The sequence below is a fragment of the Coleofasciculus sp. H7-2 genome, assembly GCF_042747725.1.
Taxonomy (GTDB): domain Bacteria; phylum Cyanobacteriota; class Cyanobacteriia; order Cyanobacteriales; family FACHB-T130; genus FACHB-T130.
Genome location: NZ_JBHZGO010000073.1, coordinates 136,006 through 154,619, shown reverse-complemented (window position 1 = coordinate 154,619; position 18,614 = coordinate 136,006). Strand labels below are relative to the sequence as shown.

Below are 18,614 nucleotides of genomic sequence, written 5' to 3'. Positions count from 1 at the left end.
CCAGTGTCTTGGATTACCCTAAAAACCAATTGCGTTCGCTGGGAAGCTGAATTAATGCAGCAGATGCTGGCGGCTCATCAAATTCCTAGTCGGATTCACGGGCGTCGGTGTGGCACCTTATTTCGGTGCGGGGAGTCCTACTGCCTTACAGGTGCGATCGCACCAGCAGTGGACAGCCCTGCTGTTATTGAGTCCGATTCAGGAAGAGCAAGCTTAAAGCGCCGGAAAATCATTTTAATAAGAGGAATTAACCGTTTTCATGTCTCTATTTGATTGGTTTGCAAATCGACGAAAATCAGAGCCAATTAGTCAACAGCGGCAAGAGCGTGAGATTGCGGATGGACTGTGGACAAAGTGCGAGGCGTGTGCTGTCCTTGCCTATACCAAAGACCTCCGCTTAAACGATATGGTTTGCCTGGAGTGCAACCATCACAACCGGGTGTTCAGCGATGAACGCATCCACCAGCTGATCGATGTCAATACCTGGATGCCGTTGGACGAGCAGGTGTTTCCCACCGATCCGCTGAAGTTCCGCGATCGCAAACAATATTGCGATCGCTTGCGAGAAACTCAAGACAAAACTGGCTTGGTGGACGCCGTACAGACAGGAATGGGGCAATTGGAGAGCTTGCCTGTCGCCCTCGGTGTCATGGACTTCCGCTTCATGGGCGGTAGCATGGGTTCTGTCGTCGGAGAAAAAATTACCCGCCTGATTGAGCGAGCCACCTGGGAAAGAAAGCCCGTAGTCATTGTCTGTGCCTCCGGCGGTGCCAGGATGCAGGAGGGAATGTTAAGTCTGATGCAAATGGCGAAAATCTCCGGGGCATTGGAGCGTCATCAAGACGCCAGACTGCTGTATATCCCGGTTCTCACTCACCCCACAACTGGCGGCGTCACTGCTTCTTTTGCCATGTTGGGAGACATCATTCTCGCAGAGCCAAAAGCCACAATTGGCTTTGCAGGGCGTCGCGTGATCGAACAAACCTTGCGAGAAAAGCTCCCCGATGATTTTCAAACCTCTGAGTATTTGCTCCAGCACGGTTTTGTAGACGCCATTGTGCCCCGCACTCAGTTAAAGAAAACTCTAGCCCAGCTCATTCGCCTGCACCAACTACTTCCCCCTGCACCGCCCCCCCTACCACTATCGGAAACTCTCGACTCCGATCGCCCAATATCTAGATTGATCCCAAGCAACTAGACAGGGAAGGGAAAGCGACCGCAAGAGTGGGATGATATTGATATTAGAGCGGTTCAATCTCTCTCAATCATCATGGGTTTTGCAGACCTGTCCATTGCCGAAATCGCAGCAGACTATAACCTCCCAGTAGAGGAGGTTTTCAAGCTGTGCGAACAATTGGGAATCGCCTATAAAACCCAACAGAGCCGTCTGGCTCTGGAGGATGCCAAGGCCATCATTTCTAAGATTCTGTCTCAAAAACAGGGATCGGGCACTGACGGAGGGTAAAATTAATCCCGACCAACTATCCTGAGTCCCAACAGTCGATTTTCCTTTCTGGCAATCGGCTTGCTTCTTTTTGTCCAGATGATTGGTTGAGAAGCCTGCAACTTAGGGGTCGGCTTATAAGATTGAGTCCAGCTGTGTTGTGGATCAAAAACTCGCACCAAATTTCTTAAGGAGAACCATGCTTAAGCGATACATAAGTCTGGCTTTAGCCACTGTAATTTTCACTTTCGGATTGCTTGTCAGTCGGGTAATGGCAGTCGAACTGACTGACGAAGTTCGCACCGTACAAGTAAACGATCGAGGTCAGCAGGTGACATTAAACTTAAAACAAGTCGCCGAAGGCAAACGCCTATTTAACTATGCCTGCGCTTCGTGCCATGCTGGGGGCGTCACCAAGACTGATTTCAATGTCGGTCTAGGCCCGGACGATTTGGCTGGGGCAAACCCGCCGCGCGACAACATTGCCGCTCTGGTGGATTATATGCATCATCCCACGACCTACGATGGGGAAACTGCAATCTCTGAAGTACACCCCAGCAAAGAGAGTTCCGATATTTATACGGTGATGAGAAATCTCACAGATGATGACCTGTTTGAGATCGCCGGTCATATCCTCCTACAGCCGAAAATCCTCGGCGAACAGTGGGGAGGCGGTAAAGCCGTGCGCTAAGTAAAATTATGAGTTATGAGTTATGAATTTTGAATAAATTCATAACTCATATTTTTTGCATTTTGTCAATTCGTAACACGGTCAATGCTGCGTCAATTATTCTCACTTCGCCGTTTATTTTTGATTTTGGGCATCTGCTTGGGCGTCTGGATGGTCAGTTTACCGGCTCAAGCCGCAGCCTCCTACGTTCGGCAGTACCTGCGAGTTACCGAACCCATTTCCATAGACTTAGATGGGCAAGGTCAGACTCGCCAGTTCTCTGCGGAAGATTTATCGGCAGGGAAGCAGTTATTTGAACAACACTGTCTAAATTGTCATGTCGGCGGCGCTACCCTGCCAAATCCCGCTGTGTCTTTGTCCCTGAAGGACTTGAATGGTGCCACTCCACCTCGCGACACCATCAACAGCATCGTGGCTTTCCTGCGGCAGCCGATGACCTACGACGGGGGCGAAGAAAGCTTTTGGTGTCGTCAAGTACCGGAAAGTTGGATGGCGCGTCAGGAGGTGGAAACTATAGCAGCCTTTGTTCTCAGAGCCGCACAGGTAGCACCGGGATGGGGTACAAATGATTTATGAACCCCGTGTCTATTCAGGATGCATCTGCCAATGCTTCCGATTGATAGAAAGCAAAAATGTCTTAATCTTCTACAGATGTAAACGTTAAAGCTAAAATATTACTAAACAAAATTAATTGACAATTTTGGGAGGAAACGATGAGATTGAGAATGACAATTCCCCGAAGCTTAGGTTTACTAATTTGCACAATTCTGCTAGTAGTCTCTAGCTTTGTGTTGTCAGCTTCTCCTGCATCAGCAGAAACCTATACGATTAAAATGGGCACGGATGCCGGGATGTTGAAGTTTGAACCGGCTAAACTCACAATCAAGCCGGGTGACACAGTAAAGTTTGTCAATAATAAACTAGCTCCCCATAATGCTGTTTTTGATGATAAGGGAGTGCCAAGCGGAGATAAAGCGCTGGCTAAGGAACTGTCTCACACCAAGTTGCTAAACTCTCCAGGAGAGTCCTACGAGACGACTTTCTCATCTGACACACCGCCGGGCACCTATACGTACTATTGTCAACCTCACAGGGGCGCTGGGATGGTTGGTAAAATTACAGTAGAGGGTTAATAGCACCGCTCCTTGGTACTGGCAATTCCATCATAATCACCCTTGAGGTTTAAGATTTCTTCTCCTCTTTGGTGATAGCAAAAGCCTTGAAGAAGCTTAGAATAGTTCTGCAAGGCTTTTTTTTATGACTGTACTTGTTAAGAAGAGGAGAATCAAGTTGAGGAAACTGTTATCGGTTTTACTGTTGACGATTGCGGTGTTGACAGTTGCCTTGACTCGCCCAGCCAATGCAGCTGATACAGCCAGTGGTGCTAAAATTTTCAGCGCTAACTGCGCTGCTTGCCACGTGGGCGGCGGTAACGTGATTATGGCTAACAAAACTTTGAAGAAGGATGCTCTAGACAAGTATGGGATGAACTCGATGGATGCCATTGTCAACCAGGTAACGAATGGAAAAAATGCCATGCCAGCCTTCAAAGGACGTCTGAATAAAAAGCAAATTGAGGACGTTGCTGGCTATGTCATGGAAAAGGCTGCACAGGGCTGGTAATCTGACAATAGTTCCCTCATGCACCATGATTAAACCCCTCTAGTGTACCTAGAGGGGTTTAATGTTTTACGGGTTTATCATTGCCTCTACCTTCTCACGGAGAGCGTCTCATACTGGATCTCTATCCAGAGGTGAAAAGACAGCTAGGAAGAAATTAAGTTATGTTGTTTCCAGCTTTTGCTTGGATAGTTAGGAAAGACGCCTGTGGTTCCTTTACGTGATGACAATCCTACAAGCATCACTCCGTATGTCACTTATGGACTGATTGCTGCGAATATTTTGGCTTTTATATATGAGTTGACTTTGGCCCCACAACAGCTGGAAGGTTTTTTTCACCTTGCTGCTGTGGTTCCTAGAGAGTTATCTGCTAGCTTTAGTGGCATACCTGTGAATCAGCCGGTACCGGAGTGGCTGACACTGGTGACATCGCAATTCTTGCACGGTGGGTTTTTACACCTTGCCGGTAATATGCTGTTCCTCTGGATTTTTGGCAACAACGTTGAAGACAAGCTGGGTCACGTCAAGTACTTAATTTTTTACCTGACGTGCGGGATTCTAGCGGTTTTAACTCAGTGGTATTTTTCAATGAATTCTGGCATTCCTTCCTTGGGGGCAAGTGGTGCGATCGCTGGTGTCTTAGGAGCCTACATTCTCAGATTCCCCAAAACACAAGTGCTGACATTAATTCCTTTGGGTATCTTCTTCACCACGATTCGCGTTCCTGCTGTTTTCTTTCTGGGTTTTTGGTTTGTTCAGCAGGCTTTTTATGGCGTCGCGAGTCTGAATGCGCCTACGAATATTGGGATGGAGCAAGGTGGAGTTGCCTATTGGGCACACGCTGGTGGCTTTATTTTCGGGGCAATCTTAGCACCGCTGTTGGGATTGTTTTCTTCCGACTCGGACAACCATCCAGAACAACAAACTTTTTAGCAAGCGGTTGCCGAGTGAGCTGGCATATTTTGAAAATCAGGAAAAGCGGTCACTTCTTCTGCTCTGCTACAACCAAGAATCTAAACTGGTTTTTTTAGACGCTTTACAGCTTGGTTTTTTACGAATGGCTAACTGCTCGCGATCTTTCTACAATGAGCGGTTAGCCATTTGTTATTAGCAGCCTCCATCTGGTTCGGATACCCGAAGCGGATTTGAGATGACTAGCGCTTAATGTACTCACTTGGCACTTGTTCTGACCGAGAATGGGAAGGCTCTAATTCTTCTTCTTCTTCTTCTTCTATGTCGGCTTCAATGTCCTCATTTTTCACGCTGGGAACCTGCACTGGGGTGTCTACCGCATTGATCAGCGCTCCCACGAGTGGCAGTTCTGCTGCGGTCAATTGATCGATTGCCTCTACCAAAATACTCTCCTGGGTGAAACCCGGTCGAGTCACCAGCACAATACCATCGGCGTAGGGTTCCAATAGGAGGGCATCGTTGCACCGGCTTAAGGCAGGGGTATCGAGAATTACTAAGTCAAAACGACCTCGCGCATCTTCGATCAGCCGCCTGAGTTCGCTGGATTCCAGAATCGCAGCGGCATTACGCACGGGGCCGGGACTGGGCACCACGTATAGGTTTTCAATGTCTGGGACTAAACGGATACACTCACTTAACTGAGTGTAGTACCGTAGGGGTTCAAGGCTAGCACCAGGATCGGGAGCGACTTTCAGGAACTTGGACTCAGAAGGCGATCGCAAATCGGTTTCTATCACCAGAGTGCGCTTGCCAGCAAAAGCCGATGCAATTCCGAGGTTATAAGCATTGACTGTCTTACCCTCTTGGCTAATCGTGCTGGTCAATAACACCACTTTCAAGGGTTGATCGCTCGCTCGCCGCAGATTGCTGCGGAAGCGCTCGTAATAGTCGTGATAAACGGAATCCTGCTGGAGCAAAATCGGCGTCTCGCCCAGTTGCGGATCTTGGAGGGCGACGAAAGGCACTTCACCCAGCACCAGCACATCCCGTTGTCGTAGTGCCGCCCGCACTTCCTCGACCGTGTAGAACGTGCCATCGAGCATCGCTAACAGGAAAATCAATCCGCCGCCAACCAACACCCCGACCAAAGCTCCCACTGCTACCGTTAACGGTAAGCTTTGGCTCTTCTGCTCGCTAGCGGCAACTTGTGGCGGTTGGGCAATAGTGAGACTGCTGACTGTCTCGGCTTCTGCTGCCTTGGCATCTACTAATGCCACTTGCATCTTATCGTACAGACCTTGTTTGAGCTGAATTTGCTGTTGTAGTCGTGCTTGATCCAGCTGCTTATTGGGGATTTTTACATATTCAGCCCGGAGTTGCTGCTCGGCTTTGCGGCTAGACTGTAGTTGCTGTTGCAGCGTTTCGCGCTGGGTTTGTAAAGCTACCAGAGTGTTTGCCATACCTTGCCGCGTTGGATCGAGGCTGCTGTCTCTGCGAATTTGACTGGGGGGCAAGGGTGCTGCCAAACCGTCTCCACCCATCACCTCCGATGCTCGCGCCGACAGCAGTTCGTTGTAGGCTGTTAGCTGTTTTTTCAGCTGAATGATTTGAGGATGCTCCTCCCGCAAATCCCGGCTGAGAATTTGCAGCTGGGTTTCAGTTTGATGAATTTGCGATCGCAAGCTGTTAATAATTGGGTCGGCACTCAAGGCAGAAGACGTGTAAGCTTCAGTCGCCGTCAAACCCAACTTGTTTTGTAGACTGCGAATTTGGGTATCAATTCCTTCCAAAGTCATCTGAATCTGACGTTGCTGCTCTTCGCTGCCAGAAATTGCACCCAGTGTCCTCCCATCCTGAGCGGCAACCAGTGCTGGTCCCTCCGTGCGAATATACTGCTCCAGTCTCTGTTGAGCCTCTCTAAGTTGCGTCTCAGCAGGAGATAACCGGGCACTGATGGAGTCAATAATCGCTCGTAGTCGGGAGCTGTTAATCAAACGACTTTGTTCCACCATTCCCTGCATCAGCGCTTCCAAGGTGGCAGCCGCTCGCTTCGGATCGCTATCGCTGTACGAAACTTGAATAACCTTCGGCCCGTCCTCCTCCGGCAGCTTTACTTTCGCATTTTTGGCAATTTGTGTTGTGTCTACTTTCACCCGCGTTGCTGCTGCTTTGACCACATTCTCTGCTAGCAGCGTATCCTCATTTAGCTCTTGACCCTGCTTTTGAATCGCTTGCGTCGTCGTCGAAAATGGAGCAATCGGCCCGTTATAAGCCAGCACGCCTGCGGCTTTGAAAACGGGAGCTGGTGCTGGTTGTATACCCACGACAGCTGACGCACCGACAATGATAGCAAAGCCAGCTAATCCAATCCATTTATGTTGATCGAGGGCGATCAGATAACGCTTAACAATGGGAGGAGTCATGGTCGTTTTCGGGACTAGGGGCTAGTGAGGAAATAAGGAGTAAAAACAAATAGAAATTAAAAGTTCACACTAAATATTTTTCTTATTTTGCTGCTTTGACTTGGCATTTTATAACATCTCTTTTCTCAGATATTTTTGTTGTAAGCTGGAATTTATTACCGGCTTCTTTAGTTTGAGTTATCATTATTATCGTTAGTTGGGCCAAAGAGGTTAGTAGCATTTTCTCTTAGCTGGTCAAAAAACAGCACGAATCCCAAAATATCCCGGAAGGGTTGAGTAAAGGTACTCAGTGCATAAGTAATTCTACCAATCAAGTTACGACCCACCACGATGACATCGTTATTCATCAGCGGGACATTTTGAGCAATATTTCCCAGTAGCGCTGCTTTCCCGTCTATTTTCTGAGTAACCGCTTTGCCGCGTTCGGGATCGAATCGAATCAGGGCGATATCCCGCAGGTTAGAATTATCTGGACTGGGGCCGATAGCGCTTAAAGCATCAACAAATGTACTACCGTTGGGCAAGCTAATACTACCAATTCCCCCACCAGCGTAGCTCAAAACTCGGATGTTGATCTGCTGCTGAGACACAGTGGAGCGAGAAACTAGCGAGCGATCGTAGTTTTGATCTGTGGCAACTTCTAGCTTCGGGATGACCACTGCATCGCCATCTTGTAAGCGTAAATTGGGGAGTGATTGTCCATTTAGCAGCGGCGTAAACAAATCAACCCGTTGCTCAATTGTCGAACCATCAATTCGGGCGCGACGCACCAAAACCGATCGCAGGTCTCCTAGAGTGGTGCTGCCGCCAGCAACCAGCAGTGCCGCAGACAGTTGAGATCCGGGTGATAGGGTGTAGTAACCGGGTTTCACCACTTCGCCGCTAATTGTGACTTGGGCTGGACGTGCCGAAGCTAAAGTTAAAGTCACATTAGGATTGATAAAAAAGCTGCTTAAACCTAAGCGAATTTTTTCTTGTGCTTCTTCTAAAGTCAAACCTTGTACTGACACCCTTCCCAGTTGAGGCACTATAATATCGCCTTGTTGATTAACTTGGGCTTGAAAGTTTAAATCCGGACGCAACCCAGAGAGTGAGAGTAATACAACCGGATCAACCACATAGCGGGTTAAGCCGGAACGAATTTTTTCTTGTGCTTCTTGCACGGTAAGACCTTTGAGCGACACTCTTCCCAGTAGCGGAACTATTATGTTGCCGTCTAGATCGATAGGGGTTTGAAGATTCAAATCTGGAAAGCGCTCAACCAAAATGCTAATTACATCTCCCGTTCCCAAGCGGTAGGTACCTGGAGGACGCTCAACCACAACGCTAACTACATCTCCAATTCCTAACTGGTAGCGGCTAAACTGCGGCGACGCAGTGCCTTCCAGAAGCGGTTGCTCTTGAGGATAGCCTACAGGTGGCGGCGGGCTTGTAGGGTCAACGGCAGCAGGAGGCACCACCACAGGAAATTGCGGCAACTGCGCCTGAGTGTCAAAGTGTCCAGCTATAGGTGTTGCTGTTGCCTGTCGCGTCCAGAGAAAGACACCACCCAACAGCGTATAAACAGTCGTTTGGATACTGACGAGGGAGAGGGCTGTAAAGCGACGCAACTGAATTTTACTCATTAGTCAGTAGTCATTATTCAGTAGTTATTAGTCATTAGCTAAAAACTAAGGACTAATAACTTTTGGACGTAAAACCTCTGCCATCAAGGCGGCTTGAACCGTTTGACCGAGCGATTTAGCCAGCGGCAGAGCTGTGTCAACCTCAGCCAAAGGTTCCATTGGCATCAAGATGCTAACAGCAACCCAAGGCAAGCGGCGACGATGCAACTGCACCATTTGATCCGCCCAGAACCAGCCACTGGGAGCAGGATTGCCTCCTCCAGGCCAAGCGTACCACTGTAGCACAGCGAAGGTCTGCTGCCGAGTCCAACCGCGAAAGAAACGAGCTTCAACATTGGAAGATGTCGGACGTGCAGGAGAAGTTCCGGGTTCTTTTGTTTTGTGCGTTCCTGCTTGCGAAGGAGTTTCAACCTTAAAGTGCAAGCGACGCTCTTGATCTGTCTGCCACTCCTTAAATCCATTAATGTCCATCCACTCAACCTCTGGCTGAGCCTTATTGTCATCTTGGGGCAAAAGCAGCAAAGTTACCTGGGTTTTTTCATCCCGCTGGAGTTCCTGAATTGACCATTTATGACCGCCAATCGTTACGGTATGCTGTTGTTGAGTCTGCCAGTCGGGAAGCGATAGCCCAGTCTGCCGTAAATTTTTCATCTGCTTGAGGTTGGCAATTTTTGGAGGATGCGCCCAAGGCCAGTGTCCCGTCCAGTAACTAGGAACTGCACCAATTGCCATTAGCACGATGAGAAAACATAGGACGACGACTTTAGAAAATTGCAAGCGCTGCAATAACTTGGGCAGTTTCATGCTTCATCCTTTTGAGGCGCATCTGAGCTATATTTTTCAATCAAAATCAGTAGAAGCACAATTAACCCCAACATACAGGCAGAATAAACGTCGCCGCCCCAGCCTTCGTGCAGCCAATCAAAAGCTTTTTCTTGACCAGTGCCATGAAAGAAGGTAAGCAGGGTATTGCGGACGATATTACCACTGATGCTGATGACCGCTGCACCCACGATTAACAAAATTGTCTTTGTGCGAGACCTCCAAGTATCCGTCCAGTAAAGCAGCATTAAGGTTACGTAGAAACTGGTGAATAACATCTTAAGACCTGCACAGAAAGGCGCAACTTCTACAATTCGTCCACCCACGAACAAGTAAATCTGGTTGACAGTGACATCCATGCCGAACTGAGTCAGGATAAAACCAGCCGTTCCGGCAATAAATCGCTGGAGGGGTAAGGTATAGGGAGCCAGCAAGTAAGGAATTTGCGTCGGCGTTGCCAAAAATACGAGCAACAAGGGAAAGCTTTGAAGTTTGAAGCCAGGAACTCCTTTCAGCCACAGACAAAGTCCAGCTAATACAGCGGGAAAGGATAAATTTATCAGGTCAGTAATGCCGCTGAGATAAAATACCCCGCCCAACGCCAGCAAGGCTGCGCCTAGTGGATGACTTGTATCTGGTAATTGACGCCAATGCTGTCGATTTAACCAGCTGATATAGGCGGCAAAAGGCAAACCAATTAAACCGTGACTGTAATATTCATGTTCAATACTGATATTTTTGTTCAGCCAGCCATCGTACCAGTGCCATAAAAGCGGAGCATACAGAATCACCAGCAGAGCAATGATGGTTCCTTCTAGCAAGTAGCGCTCAATGGCAATCGGAATCTTTCGCTCAAATTGCATAGTTTGACCTTAATTATCTAAGCTTTACTTAATGCTAAGGGTGCAAAGGTACGCAAAGTTAGAATTCTCCTTGGCGTACCGAGAGCGCTTCCCTTTGCGTTCTTTGGGTTGAAAATTTATCAGGTTCTAACACACAAGGTTTGCAAGGTATCAATGACCTGATGGACTTGGGTATCGCTTAAGCCTGGATACATAGGTAAGGATAAAATTTCTAGTGCTAGGGCTTCGGCTTGGGGGAAGTCTCCGGCTTGATAGCCGAGATTCTCGAAGGCGGGTTGAAGATGACAGGGAATGGGGTAGTGGATGCCGGTTTGAATGCCAACAGCCGCTAGTTTGTCTTGAATCGTCTGCCGGTCGAGGGGACAAGCTTTGGTGATGCGGATAACATACAGGTGATAAATGTGACCGTTCCCATTTTGGTTTTGTAGGGAAAAAATTCCGGAGTTTGCCAGCGGCTTTAGTAAAACATCGTACTGCTGGGCTGCTTGATTACGTGCCTGATTCCAGTCGGCAAGATGAGGTAGTTTGATGTTGAGGACAGCGGCTTGCAGGGTATCGAGTCGGCTGTTGGTACCGGATTCGGTGTGATAATATTTACGGGAAGAACCGTAATTGCGGAGCGATCGCATTTTCTGCGCGATCGCTTCGTCATCGGTGATCACCATGCCTCCATCCCCTAATGCCCCCAAATTTTTACTGGGATAGAAGCTAAAAGCTGCTGCTTTGCCAATAGAACCAGCACGATAACCTTCTCGCTCTGCCAGGTGAGCCTGAGCGGCGTCTTCAAATACAATCAGGTTGTGGGCGCTGGCGAAGTCCAAAAGTTGGCGAGGCGAAACCATTTGCCCATACAAATGCACCGGAACGATTGCTTTGGTTTTGGGTGTGACTGCCTTTTCGGCGGCTGTAAAGTCAATTAGCGCAGTTTGGGGGTCGCAATCGACTAAAATTGGTGTGGCACCAGCGTGGGTGACGCCAATCAAAGTGGCGATGAAAGTATTGGTGGGTAAAATGACCTCATCCCCGGCACCAATGCCACAGGCTTCTAATCCGAGCGCTAGCGCATCTGTTCCCGAAGCGACCCCAATGCCATAAGCCACACCACAGGCACTCGCAAACGCCGCCTCGAAGTCAGCCACAGCCTGACCTAATATAAAATCTCCCCGTTGAATCGTACCCCGCACTGCCTCCTCTATCTGTGTTTGAAGAGGCTGGTGTTGGAGTTGAAGATCCACAAAGGGAATTGCTGTCGTGATATTGTTCATACGGTGTGGGGATTAAAGTTAGGGATAGTTCCTAGAGTTTTTTTGAATTGCCAACAAGAATGCCTTTGGATATATCAACAGCACTGATGGGGCGAGAAGCCTACGCTTTTAGGCTGATTACTTCCATAGAGTTTTCACTATTGATCCAGCTAAAGACCAGTTTAAGCGAGACGAATACTCCCTATATGAAGAGAAAGTAAAGCTTTTATATTGAGAATAGTTACAAGATAACCAGGAAATTCTCTATATAGAATTTAATTAATTTTTATATCATAAGTCCGTAGTTGGGTTTTCCAAATATAAAAAGGGCTAATGAGGCTATTAATAAAAAGCTCCATTTGACAAGCGGCTACAATATCATCTTTTAACGAAAATTTGTACTTGATTAGATGAAATAAGATTTTACGTAAATCGTTAAACATATACAGAAAAAAAGCGAGGGGTCGCTGCCAAGGTTTGACACTGAGCATCCGAGTCCGATGGCGGCTCAAACCAATGCCGCGACATAATTTGATTAAATACTCTTTCTCTAAGCGCCAGTAGGGAATTCGATGGTAAATACACATTTCAGGGTTGTACCAAATTTCCCATCCAGCTTGTTGAATATGTAATAGCGCTTCCAAATCTTCTCCTGCCAGCATATTGTCGCCAATTCGCCCGTGAAGAATAAAATTTTTAGGCACAGTTTCCAGCCAGACTTGGCGACGCACAACTAATCCAGCCCCAGGTGGTAGCAGCTTTTTGTGGGGTTCGTAGCATAGAGCATTTGCTCCTCTGTCTGCGATTGCCAGCAGACAGGCAATTTTCTCAAAATTTTGGGGAGGAGTTCCTTGCAAGTCGCCATAAATGCGGCTTCCATAACCGCCAACTTTCGGATGCTTTTGCCCAAATGTGTAGGCTGCCGAAACCCACGTTGATGTTGGTAAATTATCGTCATCGAGAAATCCAATCAATTTACCTCTGGCTTCTTGGACTGCACGTTGACGGGAAAAGGCAAGTCCTTGTTGGGGTTCAAAACAATACCTTAAAGGATAGGCTACAGGCCAGTGAGATTGGTATTCTTGAACAACTTTTGCGGTGTTGTCTGAGCTGTTATTATCAATAACTAGAACTTCCCAGGCAATTTGCTCGGTATGAGTTTGCGATCGCAGTCGCTCTAGTACATCAGGTAAGCGGTTTTCCCCGTTATAGGTCGGAATGGCTACAGTAAAATCAACAGACATCGGTTTCAGAGCAGTTTTTTCAGATATGCGCTCGTAACTAAGCATATGTTACATTCCCAGGCTTAATGATGCTCTTCTATGCTCTTAGTATGCCCAGAATTACTGGTTGAAATCGTCACCCCACGAACATAATTAGGACTGCGCGAATTGCCAACACTATCGAGAAGCACCGCCCTTTGCAAACAAGATCGAAGATGTAGATGCAAATTTAATTTCTCTGGTTTCAGCACTGCGTAATCTGGAAGATCGTCGTCAGCGGCTGATGAGGCGGGTTGAGGACTCGGCTGTGGGTGGACGCCTGCGAGAAATCGACATTTATGACGATTCAAAGCCAGAGACAAGTTTAGAGCTAGGTTTTCTCGTGGCACCCTGAACATTGGGGTTGTGGGAGGGATACGACAAAGTAAGAGTCGCCTCTTATAAAGTTTAACTGCACTCACAGCATCTGAAGTTCCAGATGGCGATCGCCAACATTGTACGGATATCGCTAGTACTATTCACCACAACCCAAAGGTAGAAATTTAGGGTGAGGTTTAGTTTCATTCAGAGCATGGTTTCTGGATGAAGTGATTGGCTTGGATGATAATAAATTGCGCTTGATGAATTTGCCAGAAATCCTTTGCCTGCCTTGCTTAGCGACCTTCTGGGATATGCTGAACTAGGAGCGATGGATGCAGGATGCAGATTCTACCGATAATTGGCATCTGTGTAGCGATGTTTTAGCAGTTAATCGTATTCGTGTTGGATGCGATCGCGTACCAAAAATCAGCTTTCACCATACCTGATTCAAATCCAACTCAAATCCAGGTAGCACATCAAAGCCAGATACAGTTGTGGGAGATTGCAACACTTCTACATCTTGCCCTGGACGGTAAATTTCCACTTGCTTCGTCTTCGGGTCAATCAGCCAGCCTAAGCGAACGCCGTTGTCAATATACTCACGCATCTTTGCCCGTACCTTTTCTAGGGAATCACTACTAGAGCGTAATTCCACCACAAAGTCAGGAGATAAAGGCGAGAACTGTTCCTGTTGCTGGCTAGAGGTAAGAGTTTCCCACCGTTCATTACTCACCCAAGTAGCATCAGGCGACTTGACAGCACCATTAGGAAGGGTAAAGCCTGTAGAGGAATCAAAGACTATGCCTAAGCCTGTCTGTCGATTCCAGAGCCATAGTTGGGCGTTCAGTCCAGAGTTTTGCTTGCCTGTCCAGGGATATGTTGGAGGCATAATGATTACTTCTCCAGTAGCTGCACGTTCTAGCTGCAAGTCTTGGTTAGCTTGGGCTAGTTCAACAAACCCCTCAGATGTCAGATGGGGAATATTCAGCGTGATGGCGTTCATAGGCTGCACGAGTGATGCCTGAGTCTGTGACCTCAATTATAAAGGTTGCTCAATTTGGTTTCCAGGTAGCTGATTAGTGGATGGATGCGATCGCTCCTTCACCCTGTTTTCCCATCGCTATTGAATTTTTGAACCGACAAGGCGCAAAGGAGACAAACAAAGGAGAAGCGCGATCGCACTTCACCAAACTTTATTCAAATTCAACTCAAATCCTGGCAGTACATCACAGCCAGATACAGTTGTGGGAGACTGCAACACTTCTACATCTTGCCCTGGACGGTAAATTTCCACTTGCTTCGTCTTCGGGTCAATCAGCCAGCCTAAGCGAACGCCGTTGTCAATATACTCCTGCATCTTTTTCCGCAGCTTCTGGAGCGAGTCACTTTCAGAGCGCAACTCGATCACAAAATCAGGAGATAGAGGCGAAAATTCCTCTTTTTGCTGGCTGGGGGTTAATGCCTCCCATCGTTCATTACTCACCCAGCTGAGATCGGGCGACTTGACAGCCTCATTAGGAAGGGTAAAGCCAGTGGAGGAATCAAAGCCAATACCAAGCCCAGTTTGTTCAATCCAGGCAGCAAGTTGGGCAAGCAGGCTGAAATTTTGCTTGCCTGTCCAAGGATATGTTGGAGGCATTAATATTACTTCTCCAGTTGCGGCACGTTCTAGCTGCAAGTCTTCATTAGCTTGACACAATTGAGCAAACCCCTCGGCTGTCAGATGGGGAATATTCAGCGTGATGGCGTTCATAGGCTGCACGAGTGATGCCTGAGTCTGTGACCTCAATTATAAAGGTTGCTCAATTTGGTTTCCAGGTAGCTGATTGGTGGATGGATGCGATCGCATCTGCAACTTATCCCGCACAGTTTGGGGAATTCAGTGCGATCGCTTCTCAATTGCAAAGGATGTATTTGATGCGATCGCGCTCCACTTCACCGCATCTTAAACTAAAACTATGAGTGAAATTCGTTGGAAACTAGCTGAATACCTAAAGTTACGAGGCTTCACCGCCGACAAGTTAGTAGCCGTTGTCGGCGATGCAGTTGAGCCTGAAATTATCTACCGACTGGTAGAAAAACCAAAAGAGCAGCGTCACATAGAGCTATCTACCCTAGCTGCTATCCTAGAGGGTCTAATCAAACTCACAGGAATTCCTGTGAACGTGGCAGAAATAATGGAATTTGTGCCTCATCTGTCTGAGGAATTCCTAGAAAACTCACCTTGGCGGGATATCTTCCTGGGTGAGGACAGCGAACCCTATGACTGGGGAGATGAAGACCCGCTCACAATTGGTAAGCCTGTGCGCTATATTCCCGGCGTTGGGGCAGTTATTGTGGAAGATGAAGGGGTAGCGCCACCCCGTGACTAACACATTCAGTGTCAGGGATGTTTTACTGGTTGAGTTCCCGATTCACACTCCCCTCGGTCGCGAACAACAAGGTCAACGTCCAGCTGTCGTTGTTGCTTTGCCTGGTGATACGGGGTCTGTGCGTTTTTCGCTTGTTGTTGTCGTTCCCACGACAGCACAATCAGGAGACTGGGTGGCGGAAAACCCGACTTTGTACCCGTTTCTTCCAGCTGGAGTTGGGGGTATTAGACGTAACTCAATAGTTTTATTAGATCAGATACGTGCTATAGATGTCCGGCGCGTCTTGCGCTACCGAGGCACTTTAACTCCTGACGAGTATCAGCCTATCGAAGATGGTTTGAAGGCAATGTTCAGGTTTTTAACTATATAAAATAAACCCAGTTTCTTGAAGAAACTGGGTTTTAAGGAATACTAATGACCTAGTAATTTATCTCGCAGGTGCTTAATGCGATCGCGGTATTTTGCAGCCTCTTCAAACTGCAAATTCTTTGCTGCTTCTTTCATCTGCGCTTCCAGTTGGGTAATTAACTCTGGGATTTGTTCTAAGGAAAGCTCGTCCGCCTGTTCGTAAACCTCTTCCAACTGTTGGGTATTTAGCCGCCGCGACACATCCAGAAAAGCCAGAATTGAGTTAGTGACTTTTTTGATAATTGGCTGGGGTGTAATGTTGTGCATTTTGTTATATGCCATCTGAATCCCCCGCCGCCGGTCGGTTTCGTCAATCGCTTTGATCATGCTATCGGTGAGATTATCAGCATAGAGGATCGCTTGACCCCGGATGTGACGAGCGGCGCGACCAATGGTTTGAATGAGCGATCGCTCTGCGCGTAAGAAACCCTCTTTATCTGCATCTAAAATTGCCACCAGAGACACTTCCGGCAAATCCAATCCTTCTCGCAGCAGGTTGACGCCGATTAGCACATCGAAATTGCCTTCGCGCAACTCTTGCAAGATTTCAATTCGCTCAATCGAGTTAATCTCTGAATGCAGATAGCGGACTCGAATTCCTCGTTCTTGTAGATACTCTGTCAAATCCTCCGCCATGCGCTTAGTTAAAGTAGTAACTAGCACCCGTTCTCGCTTGTCAATCCTGTCTTTAATTTCACCCAACAAGTCGTCAATTTGTCCTTCCGTGGGACGCACAAAAATTTCTGGATCGATAACGCCAGTCGGACGAATTACCTGTTGTACAATTCGATCCTCTGACTGTTCTATCTCCCAGTTACCGGGAGTTGCAGAAACAAAAATACACTGATTCACCTTCTCCCAAAATTCTTCCGACTTCAGAGGACGATTATCAGCCGCACTGGGAAGGCGAAAACCATGCTCAATCAGCACTTTTTTTCGTGCTTGGTCGCCATTGTACATTCCCCGGATTTGCGGAACGCTGACGTGAGATTCATCCACCACTAACAGCCAATCTTTGGGAAAATAATCAATCAAGGACTCTGGCGGTTCTCCCGCACGCCGTCCTGCTAAATGTCGGGAATAGTTCTCAACGCCGTTGCAATATCCTACTTCCCGCAACATTTCCAAATCGTAGCGAGTGCGCTGATCGAGTCGTTGCGCCTCTAGTAATTTCCCGGCTTTTTCTAATTCTGACCGCCGATCTTTTAGTTCCTGCTCAATGTCGTTGCAAGCCGCTTCTAACCGATCTTCTGGGGTGACAAAGTGACGCGCTGGGTACACATTTATGGCGTCCATACTCTGAAGAATTTCGCCGGTTACGGGGTCAACGTAACGAATGGCGTCAATTTCATCTCCAAAAAATTCTACGCGAATAATCCGGTCTTCGTAAGCAGGACCAATTTCTAGCACATCGCCCCGAACTCGGAACTTTCCTCGCCCCATTTCTACATCGTTGCGGCTATACTGCACGGAAGCTAAATCTCGCAGCAACTCGCGTTGATTCACTTCTAGTCCCATCTTTAAAGGAATCGCGGCTTTTAGGTATTCCGAGGGAATTCCCAAACCATAAATACAGCTAATGGAAGCCACGACAATGACATCGCGCCGTTCAAAAAGCGATCGCGTGGCGGAGTGTCGCAACATATCAATTTCGTCGTTAATTGCGGCACTTTTCTCGATATAAGTGTCGGTGACGGGAATATACGCTTCTGGCTGATAGTAGTCGTAGTAACTGACAAAATACTCCACCGCGTTTGGGGGAAAGAATTCCCGCAATTCGTTACACAATTGAGCGGCGAGAGTTTTGTTGTGCGCCAGCACCAGCGTGGGTCTGCCGACTTTCTCAATAACGGCTGCTACTGAGAATGTCTTGCCCGTTCCCGTCGCTCCCAGTAGGGTTTGAAAGCGATCGCCAGCGAGTAAGCCTTTCGTGAGTTGTGCGATCGCGTTCGGCTGATCGCCCATCGGTTGAAAGGGAGCTTGCAGACAAAATTGCGACATACAGTTTTAAGAAGCTTTAAGAAAATCGTTTTTCGTGCCTGGAGCTTGGTCGGCACATTACCAGATATCTCTCTTGTCTCATCCTACCCATTTGCGATCTTCTATGCCTTGCTCATCTAGCGATCGCCAGAAATCAATCCTGACTTGTCACTGCCATGCACGGTCATAGAGGATGGCATAAATATTTTAACAAATATTTATAATAATTATTTTTTCTATGCAAGCGGTAAAGCGATCGCTGATTAGTTGATTGGCTTCAATATTGCTTGCAGATGAAATTGTGCTATCACAGTTTTTCGCAACCGCGCTCTGTTAGCACTTTGGACTAATTCACTTATACCCATTTACTTTATAGCACTACATTTGCGATTCTGGAAAGCCGCTTTTTTCTAGCGCAGCGGCGCTCCCATTGCGAAGGTTCGGGAGAGCTGTTGCAGGCAATTCGTCAAATGGGATTATCGTCCCACTTTTTTTAGTCTATCCGATATTTTTTCCTAAAACAATTAAGAATATTATTGAAATATCATCTACCTTTAGCAGTAGAAACTACTCATTCTTTCAGTATATGTAAAGAGTAATAACAGCGATCCCCATCTTTTCTATCTG

General features: G+C 47.5%; 19 protein-coding genes and 1 pseudogene. 11 read left to right on the top strand and 9 right to left on the bottom strand.

Translation table 11 applies throughout. From position 1 onward, the window contains the following. The first annotated feature begins 3 nt into the window (after positions 1-3). The 8 genes and pseudogenes from ACFW2W_RS15025 (at position 4) to ACFW2W_RS14990 (ending at position 4,688) form a co-directional block, all read left to right on the top strand. Positions 4-217: pseudogene (locus ACFW2W_RS15025) on the top strand (hypothetical protein). Between the two features lie 42 nt (positions 218-259). Next, positions 260-1,198, top strand: a complete 939-nt coding sequence (gene accD / locus ACFW2W_RS15020; protein ID WP_378179466.1) for an acetyl-CoA carboxylase, carboxyltransferase subunit beta — start codon at positions 260-262, stop codon at positions 1,196-1,198. 72 nt (positions 1,199-1,270) lie between these two features. Further along, positions 1,271-1,465, top strand: coding sequence for a translation initiation factor IF-2 N-terminal domain-containing protein (locus ACFW2W_RS15015; protein WP_190414291.1), 195 nt, complete (start codon positions 1,271-1,273; stop codon positions 1,463-1,465). Between the two features lie 178 nt (positions 1,466-1,643). Continuing rightward, complete coding sequence (psbV, locus tag ACFW2W_RS15010) at positions 1,644-2,135, top strand: photosystem II cytochrome c-550 (protein ID WP_378179462.1); 492 nt, start codon at positions 1,644-1,646, stop codon at positions 2,133-2,135. Positions 2,136-2,219: 84 nt separating this feature from the next. After that, positions 2,220-2,711 (top strand): photosystem II cytochrome PsbV2, encoded by a 492-nt coding sequence (gene psbV2, locus ACFW2W_RS15005; protein WP_378179459.1) that lies wholly within the window; start codon positions 2,220-2,222, stop codon positions 2,709-2,711. 137 nt (positions 2,712-2,848) lie between these two features. Then, positions 2,849-3,268 (top strand): plastocyanin, encoded by a 420-nt coding sequence (gene petE, locus ACFW2W_RS15000; RefSeq protein ID WP_378179456.1) that lies wholly within the window; start codon positions 2,849-2,851, stop codon positions 3,266-3,268. 157 nt (positions 3,269-3,425) lie between these two features. Continuing rightward, a complete protein-coding gene (gene petJ / locus ACFW2W_RS14995) occupies positions 3,426-3,758 on the top strand; it encodes a cytochrome c6 PetJ (RefSeq protein WP_378179453.1) in 333 nt (110 codons plus the stop codon). A 204-nt stretch (positions 3,759-3,962) separates the two neighbouring features. Continuing rightward, positions 3,963-4,688 (top strand): rhomboid family intramembrane serine protease, encoded by a 726-nt coding sequence (locus ACFW2W_RS14990; RefSeq protein ID WP_378179450.1) that lies wholly within the window; start codon positions 3,963-3,965, stop codon positions 4,686-4,688. A gap of 221 nt (positions 4,689-4,909) precedes the next feature. On the opposite strand, the gene ACFW2W_RS14985 is transcribed toward ACFW2W_RS14990, so the two are convergent. From ACFW2W_RS14985 to ACFW2W_RS14950, 8 genes are all read right to left on the bottom strand, one after another. Then, positions 4,910-7,090: a GumC family protein gene (locus ACFW2W_RS14985; protein WP_378179447.1), complete on the bottom strand. Its 2,181-nt coding sequence runs from the start codon at positions 7,088-7,090 to the stop codon at positions 4,910-4,912. A gap of 167 nt (positions 7,091-7,257) precedes the next feature. Further along, positions 7,258-8,715: a polysaccharide biosynthesis/export family protein gene (locus ACFW2W_RS14980; RefSeq protein ID WP_378179445.1), complete on the bottom strand. Its 1,458-nt coding sequence runs from the start codon at positions 8,713-8,715 to the stop codon at positions 7,258-7,260. 45 nt (positions 8,716-8,760) lie between these two features. Beyond that, a complete protein-coding gene (locus ACFW2W_RS14975) occupies positions 8,761-9,519 on the bottom strand; it encodes a cyanoexosortase B system-associated protein (RefSeq protein WP_378179442.1) in 759 nt (252 codons plus the stop codon). Further along, entirely contained in the window at positions 9,516-10,400 is an 885-nt protein-coding gene (gene crtB / locus ACFW2W_RS14970) for a cyanoexosortase B (protein ID WP_378179439.1), read from the bottom strand. Before crtB ends, ACFW2W_RS14975 begins: the two co-directional genes overlap by 4 nt. Positions 10,401-10,519: 119 nt before the next feature. Beyond that, the gene (locus ACFW2W_RS14965) at positions 10,520-11,665 is read right to left on the bottom strand and encodes a DegT/DnrJ/EryC1/StrS family aminotransferase (RefSeq protein WP_378179437.1); all 1,146 of its coding nucleotides are present in this window, start codon (positions 11,663-11,665) and stop codon (positions 10,520-10,522) included. Positions 11,666-11,919: 254 nt separating this feature from the next. Beyond that, positions 11,920-12,888 (bottom strand): hormogonium polysaccharide biosynthesis glycosyltransferase HpsE, encoded by a 969-nt coding sequence (hpsE, locus tag ACFW2W_RS14960; protein ID WP_378179434.1) that lies wholly within the window; start codon positions 12,886-12,888, stop codon positions 11,920-11,922. 772 nt (positions 12,889-13,660) lie between these two features. Further along, positions 13,661-14,230, bottom strand: coding sequence for a Uma2 family endonuclease (locus tag ACFW2W_RS14955; protein WP_378179504.1), 570 nt, complete (start codon positions 14,228-14,230; stop codon positions 13,661-13,663). Positions 14,231-14,410: 180 nt separating this feature from the next. Then, positions 14,411-14,980 carry a Uma2 family endonuclease gene (locus ACFW2W_RS14950; RefSeq protein WP_378179502.1) on the bottom strand — a complete coding sequence of 190 codons (570 nt, stop codon included), beginning with the start codon at positions 14,978-14,980 and terminating at the stop codon, positions 14,411-14,413. Between the two features lie 14 nt (positions 14,981-14,994). Between ACFW2W_RS14950 and ACFW2W_RS14945 the strand changes: the two genes are divergently transcribed. Genes ACFW2W_RS14945 through ACFW2W_RS14935 form a run of 3 tightly spaced genes read left to right on the top strand, consistent with a single transcriptional unit; the run spans position 14,995 to position 15,969 of the window. Next, complete coding sequence (locus ACFW2W_RS14945; RefSeq protein WP_378179432.1) at positions 14,995-15,189, top strand: hypothetical protein; 195 nt, start codon at positions 14,995-14,997, stop codon at positions 15,187-15,189. Next, entirely contained in the window at positions 15,186-15,599 is a 414-nt protein-coding gene (locus ACFW2W_RS14940; protein WP_378179429.1) for a hypothetical protein, read from the top strand. Before ACFW2W_RS14945 ends, ACFW2W_RS14940 begins: the two co-directional genes overlap by 4 nt. Then, positions 15,592-15,969, top strand: a complete 378-nt coding sequence (locus tag ACFW2W_RS14935; RefSeq protein WP_378179427.1) for a type II toxin-antitoxin system PemK/MazF family toxin — start codon at positions 15,592-15,594, stop codon at positions 15,967-15,969. The genes ACFW2W_RS14940 and ACFW2W_RS14935 overlap by 8 nt, the downstream gene beginning before the upstream one ends. Positions 15,970-16,010: 41 nt before the next feature. Here the strand turns inward: ACFW2W_RS14935 and uvrB are convergent, their stop codons facing one another. After that, positions 16,011-18,008, bottom strand: coding sequence for an excinuclease ABC subunit UvrB (gene uvrB, locus ACFW2W_RS14930; protein WP_378179424.1), 1,998 nt, complete (start codon positions 18,006-18,008; stop codon positions 16,011-16,013). Positions 18,009-18,614: the final 606 nt, after the last annotated feature.

Excerpts from the sequence above, each read along its gene's own strand:
- accD (WP_378179466.1), top strand. The coding sequence starts at position 260 with ATGTCTCTATTTGATTGGTTTGCAAATCGACGAAAATCAGAGCCAATT.
- ACFW2W_RS15015 (WP_190414291.1), top strand. The coding sequence starts at position 1,271 with ATGGGTTTTGCAGACCTGTCCATTGCCGAAATCGCAGCAGACTATAAC.
- psbV (WP_378179462.1), top strand. The coding sequence starts at position 1,644 with ATGCTTAAGCGATACATAAGTCTGGCTTTAGCCACTGTAATTTTCACT.
- psbV2 (WP_378179459.1), top strand. The coding sequence starts at position 2,220 with ATGCTGCGTCAATTATTCTCACTTCGCCGTTTATTTTTGATTTTGGGC.
- petE (WP_378179456.1), top strand. The coding sequence starts at position 2,849 with ATGAGATTGAGAATGACAATTCCCCGAAGCTTAGGTTTACTAATTTGC.
- ACFW2W_RS14985 (WP_378179447.1), bottom strand. The coding sequence starts at position 7,090 with ATGACTCCTCCCATTGTTAAGCGTTATCTGATCGCCCTCGATCAACAT.
- ACFW2W_RS14980 (WP_378179445.1), bottom strand. The coding sequence starts at position 8,715 with ATGAGTAAAATTCAGTTGCGTCGCTTTACAGCCCTCTCCCTCGTCAGT.
- ACFW2W_RS14975 (WP_378179442.1), bottom strand. The coding sequence starts at position 9,519 with ATGAAACTGCCCAAGTTATTGCAGCGCTTGCAATTTTCTAAAGTCGTC.
- crtB (WP_378179439.1), bottom strand. The coding sequence starts at position 10,400 with ATGCAATTTGAGCGAAAGATTCCGATTGCCATTGAGCGCTACTTGCTA.
- ACFW2W_RS14965 (WP_378179437.1), bottom strand. The coding sequence starts at position 11,665 with ATGAACAATATCACGACAGCAATTCCCTTTGTGGATCTTCAACTCCAA.
- hpsE (WP_378179434.1), bottom strand. The coding sequence starts at position 12,888 with ATGTCTGTTGATTTTACTGTAGCCATTCCGACCTATAACGGGGAAAAC.
- ACFW2W_RS14955 (WP_378179504.1), bottom strand. The coding sequence starts at position 14,230 with ATGAACGCCATCACGCTGAATATTCCCCATCTGACATCTGAGGGGTTT.
- ACFW2W_RS14950 (WP_378179502.1), bottom strand. The coding sequence starts at position 14,980 with ATGAACGCCATCACGCTGAATATTCCCCATCTGACAGCCGAGGGGTTT.
- ACFW2W_RS14945 (WP_378179432.1), top strand. The coding sequence starts at position 14,995 with ATGCCTGAGTCTGTGACCTCAATTATAAAGGTTGCTCAATTTGGTTTC.
- ACFW2W_RS14940 (WP_378179429.1), top strand. The coding sequence starts at position 15,186 with ATGAGTGAAATTCGTTGGAAACTAGCTGAATACCTAAAGTTACGAGGC.
- uvrB (WP_378179424.1), bottom strand. The coding sequence starts at position 18,008 with ATGTCGCAATTTTGTCTGCAAGCTCCCTTTCAACCGATGGGCGATCAG.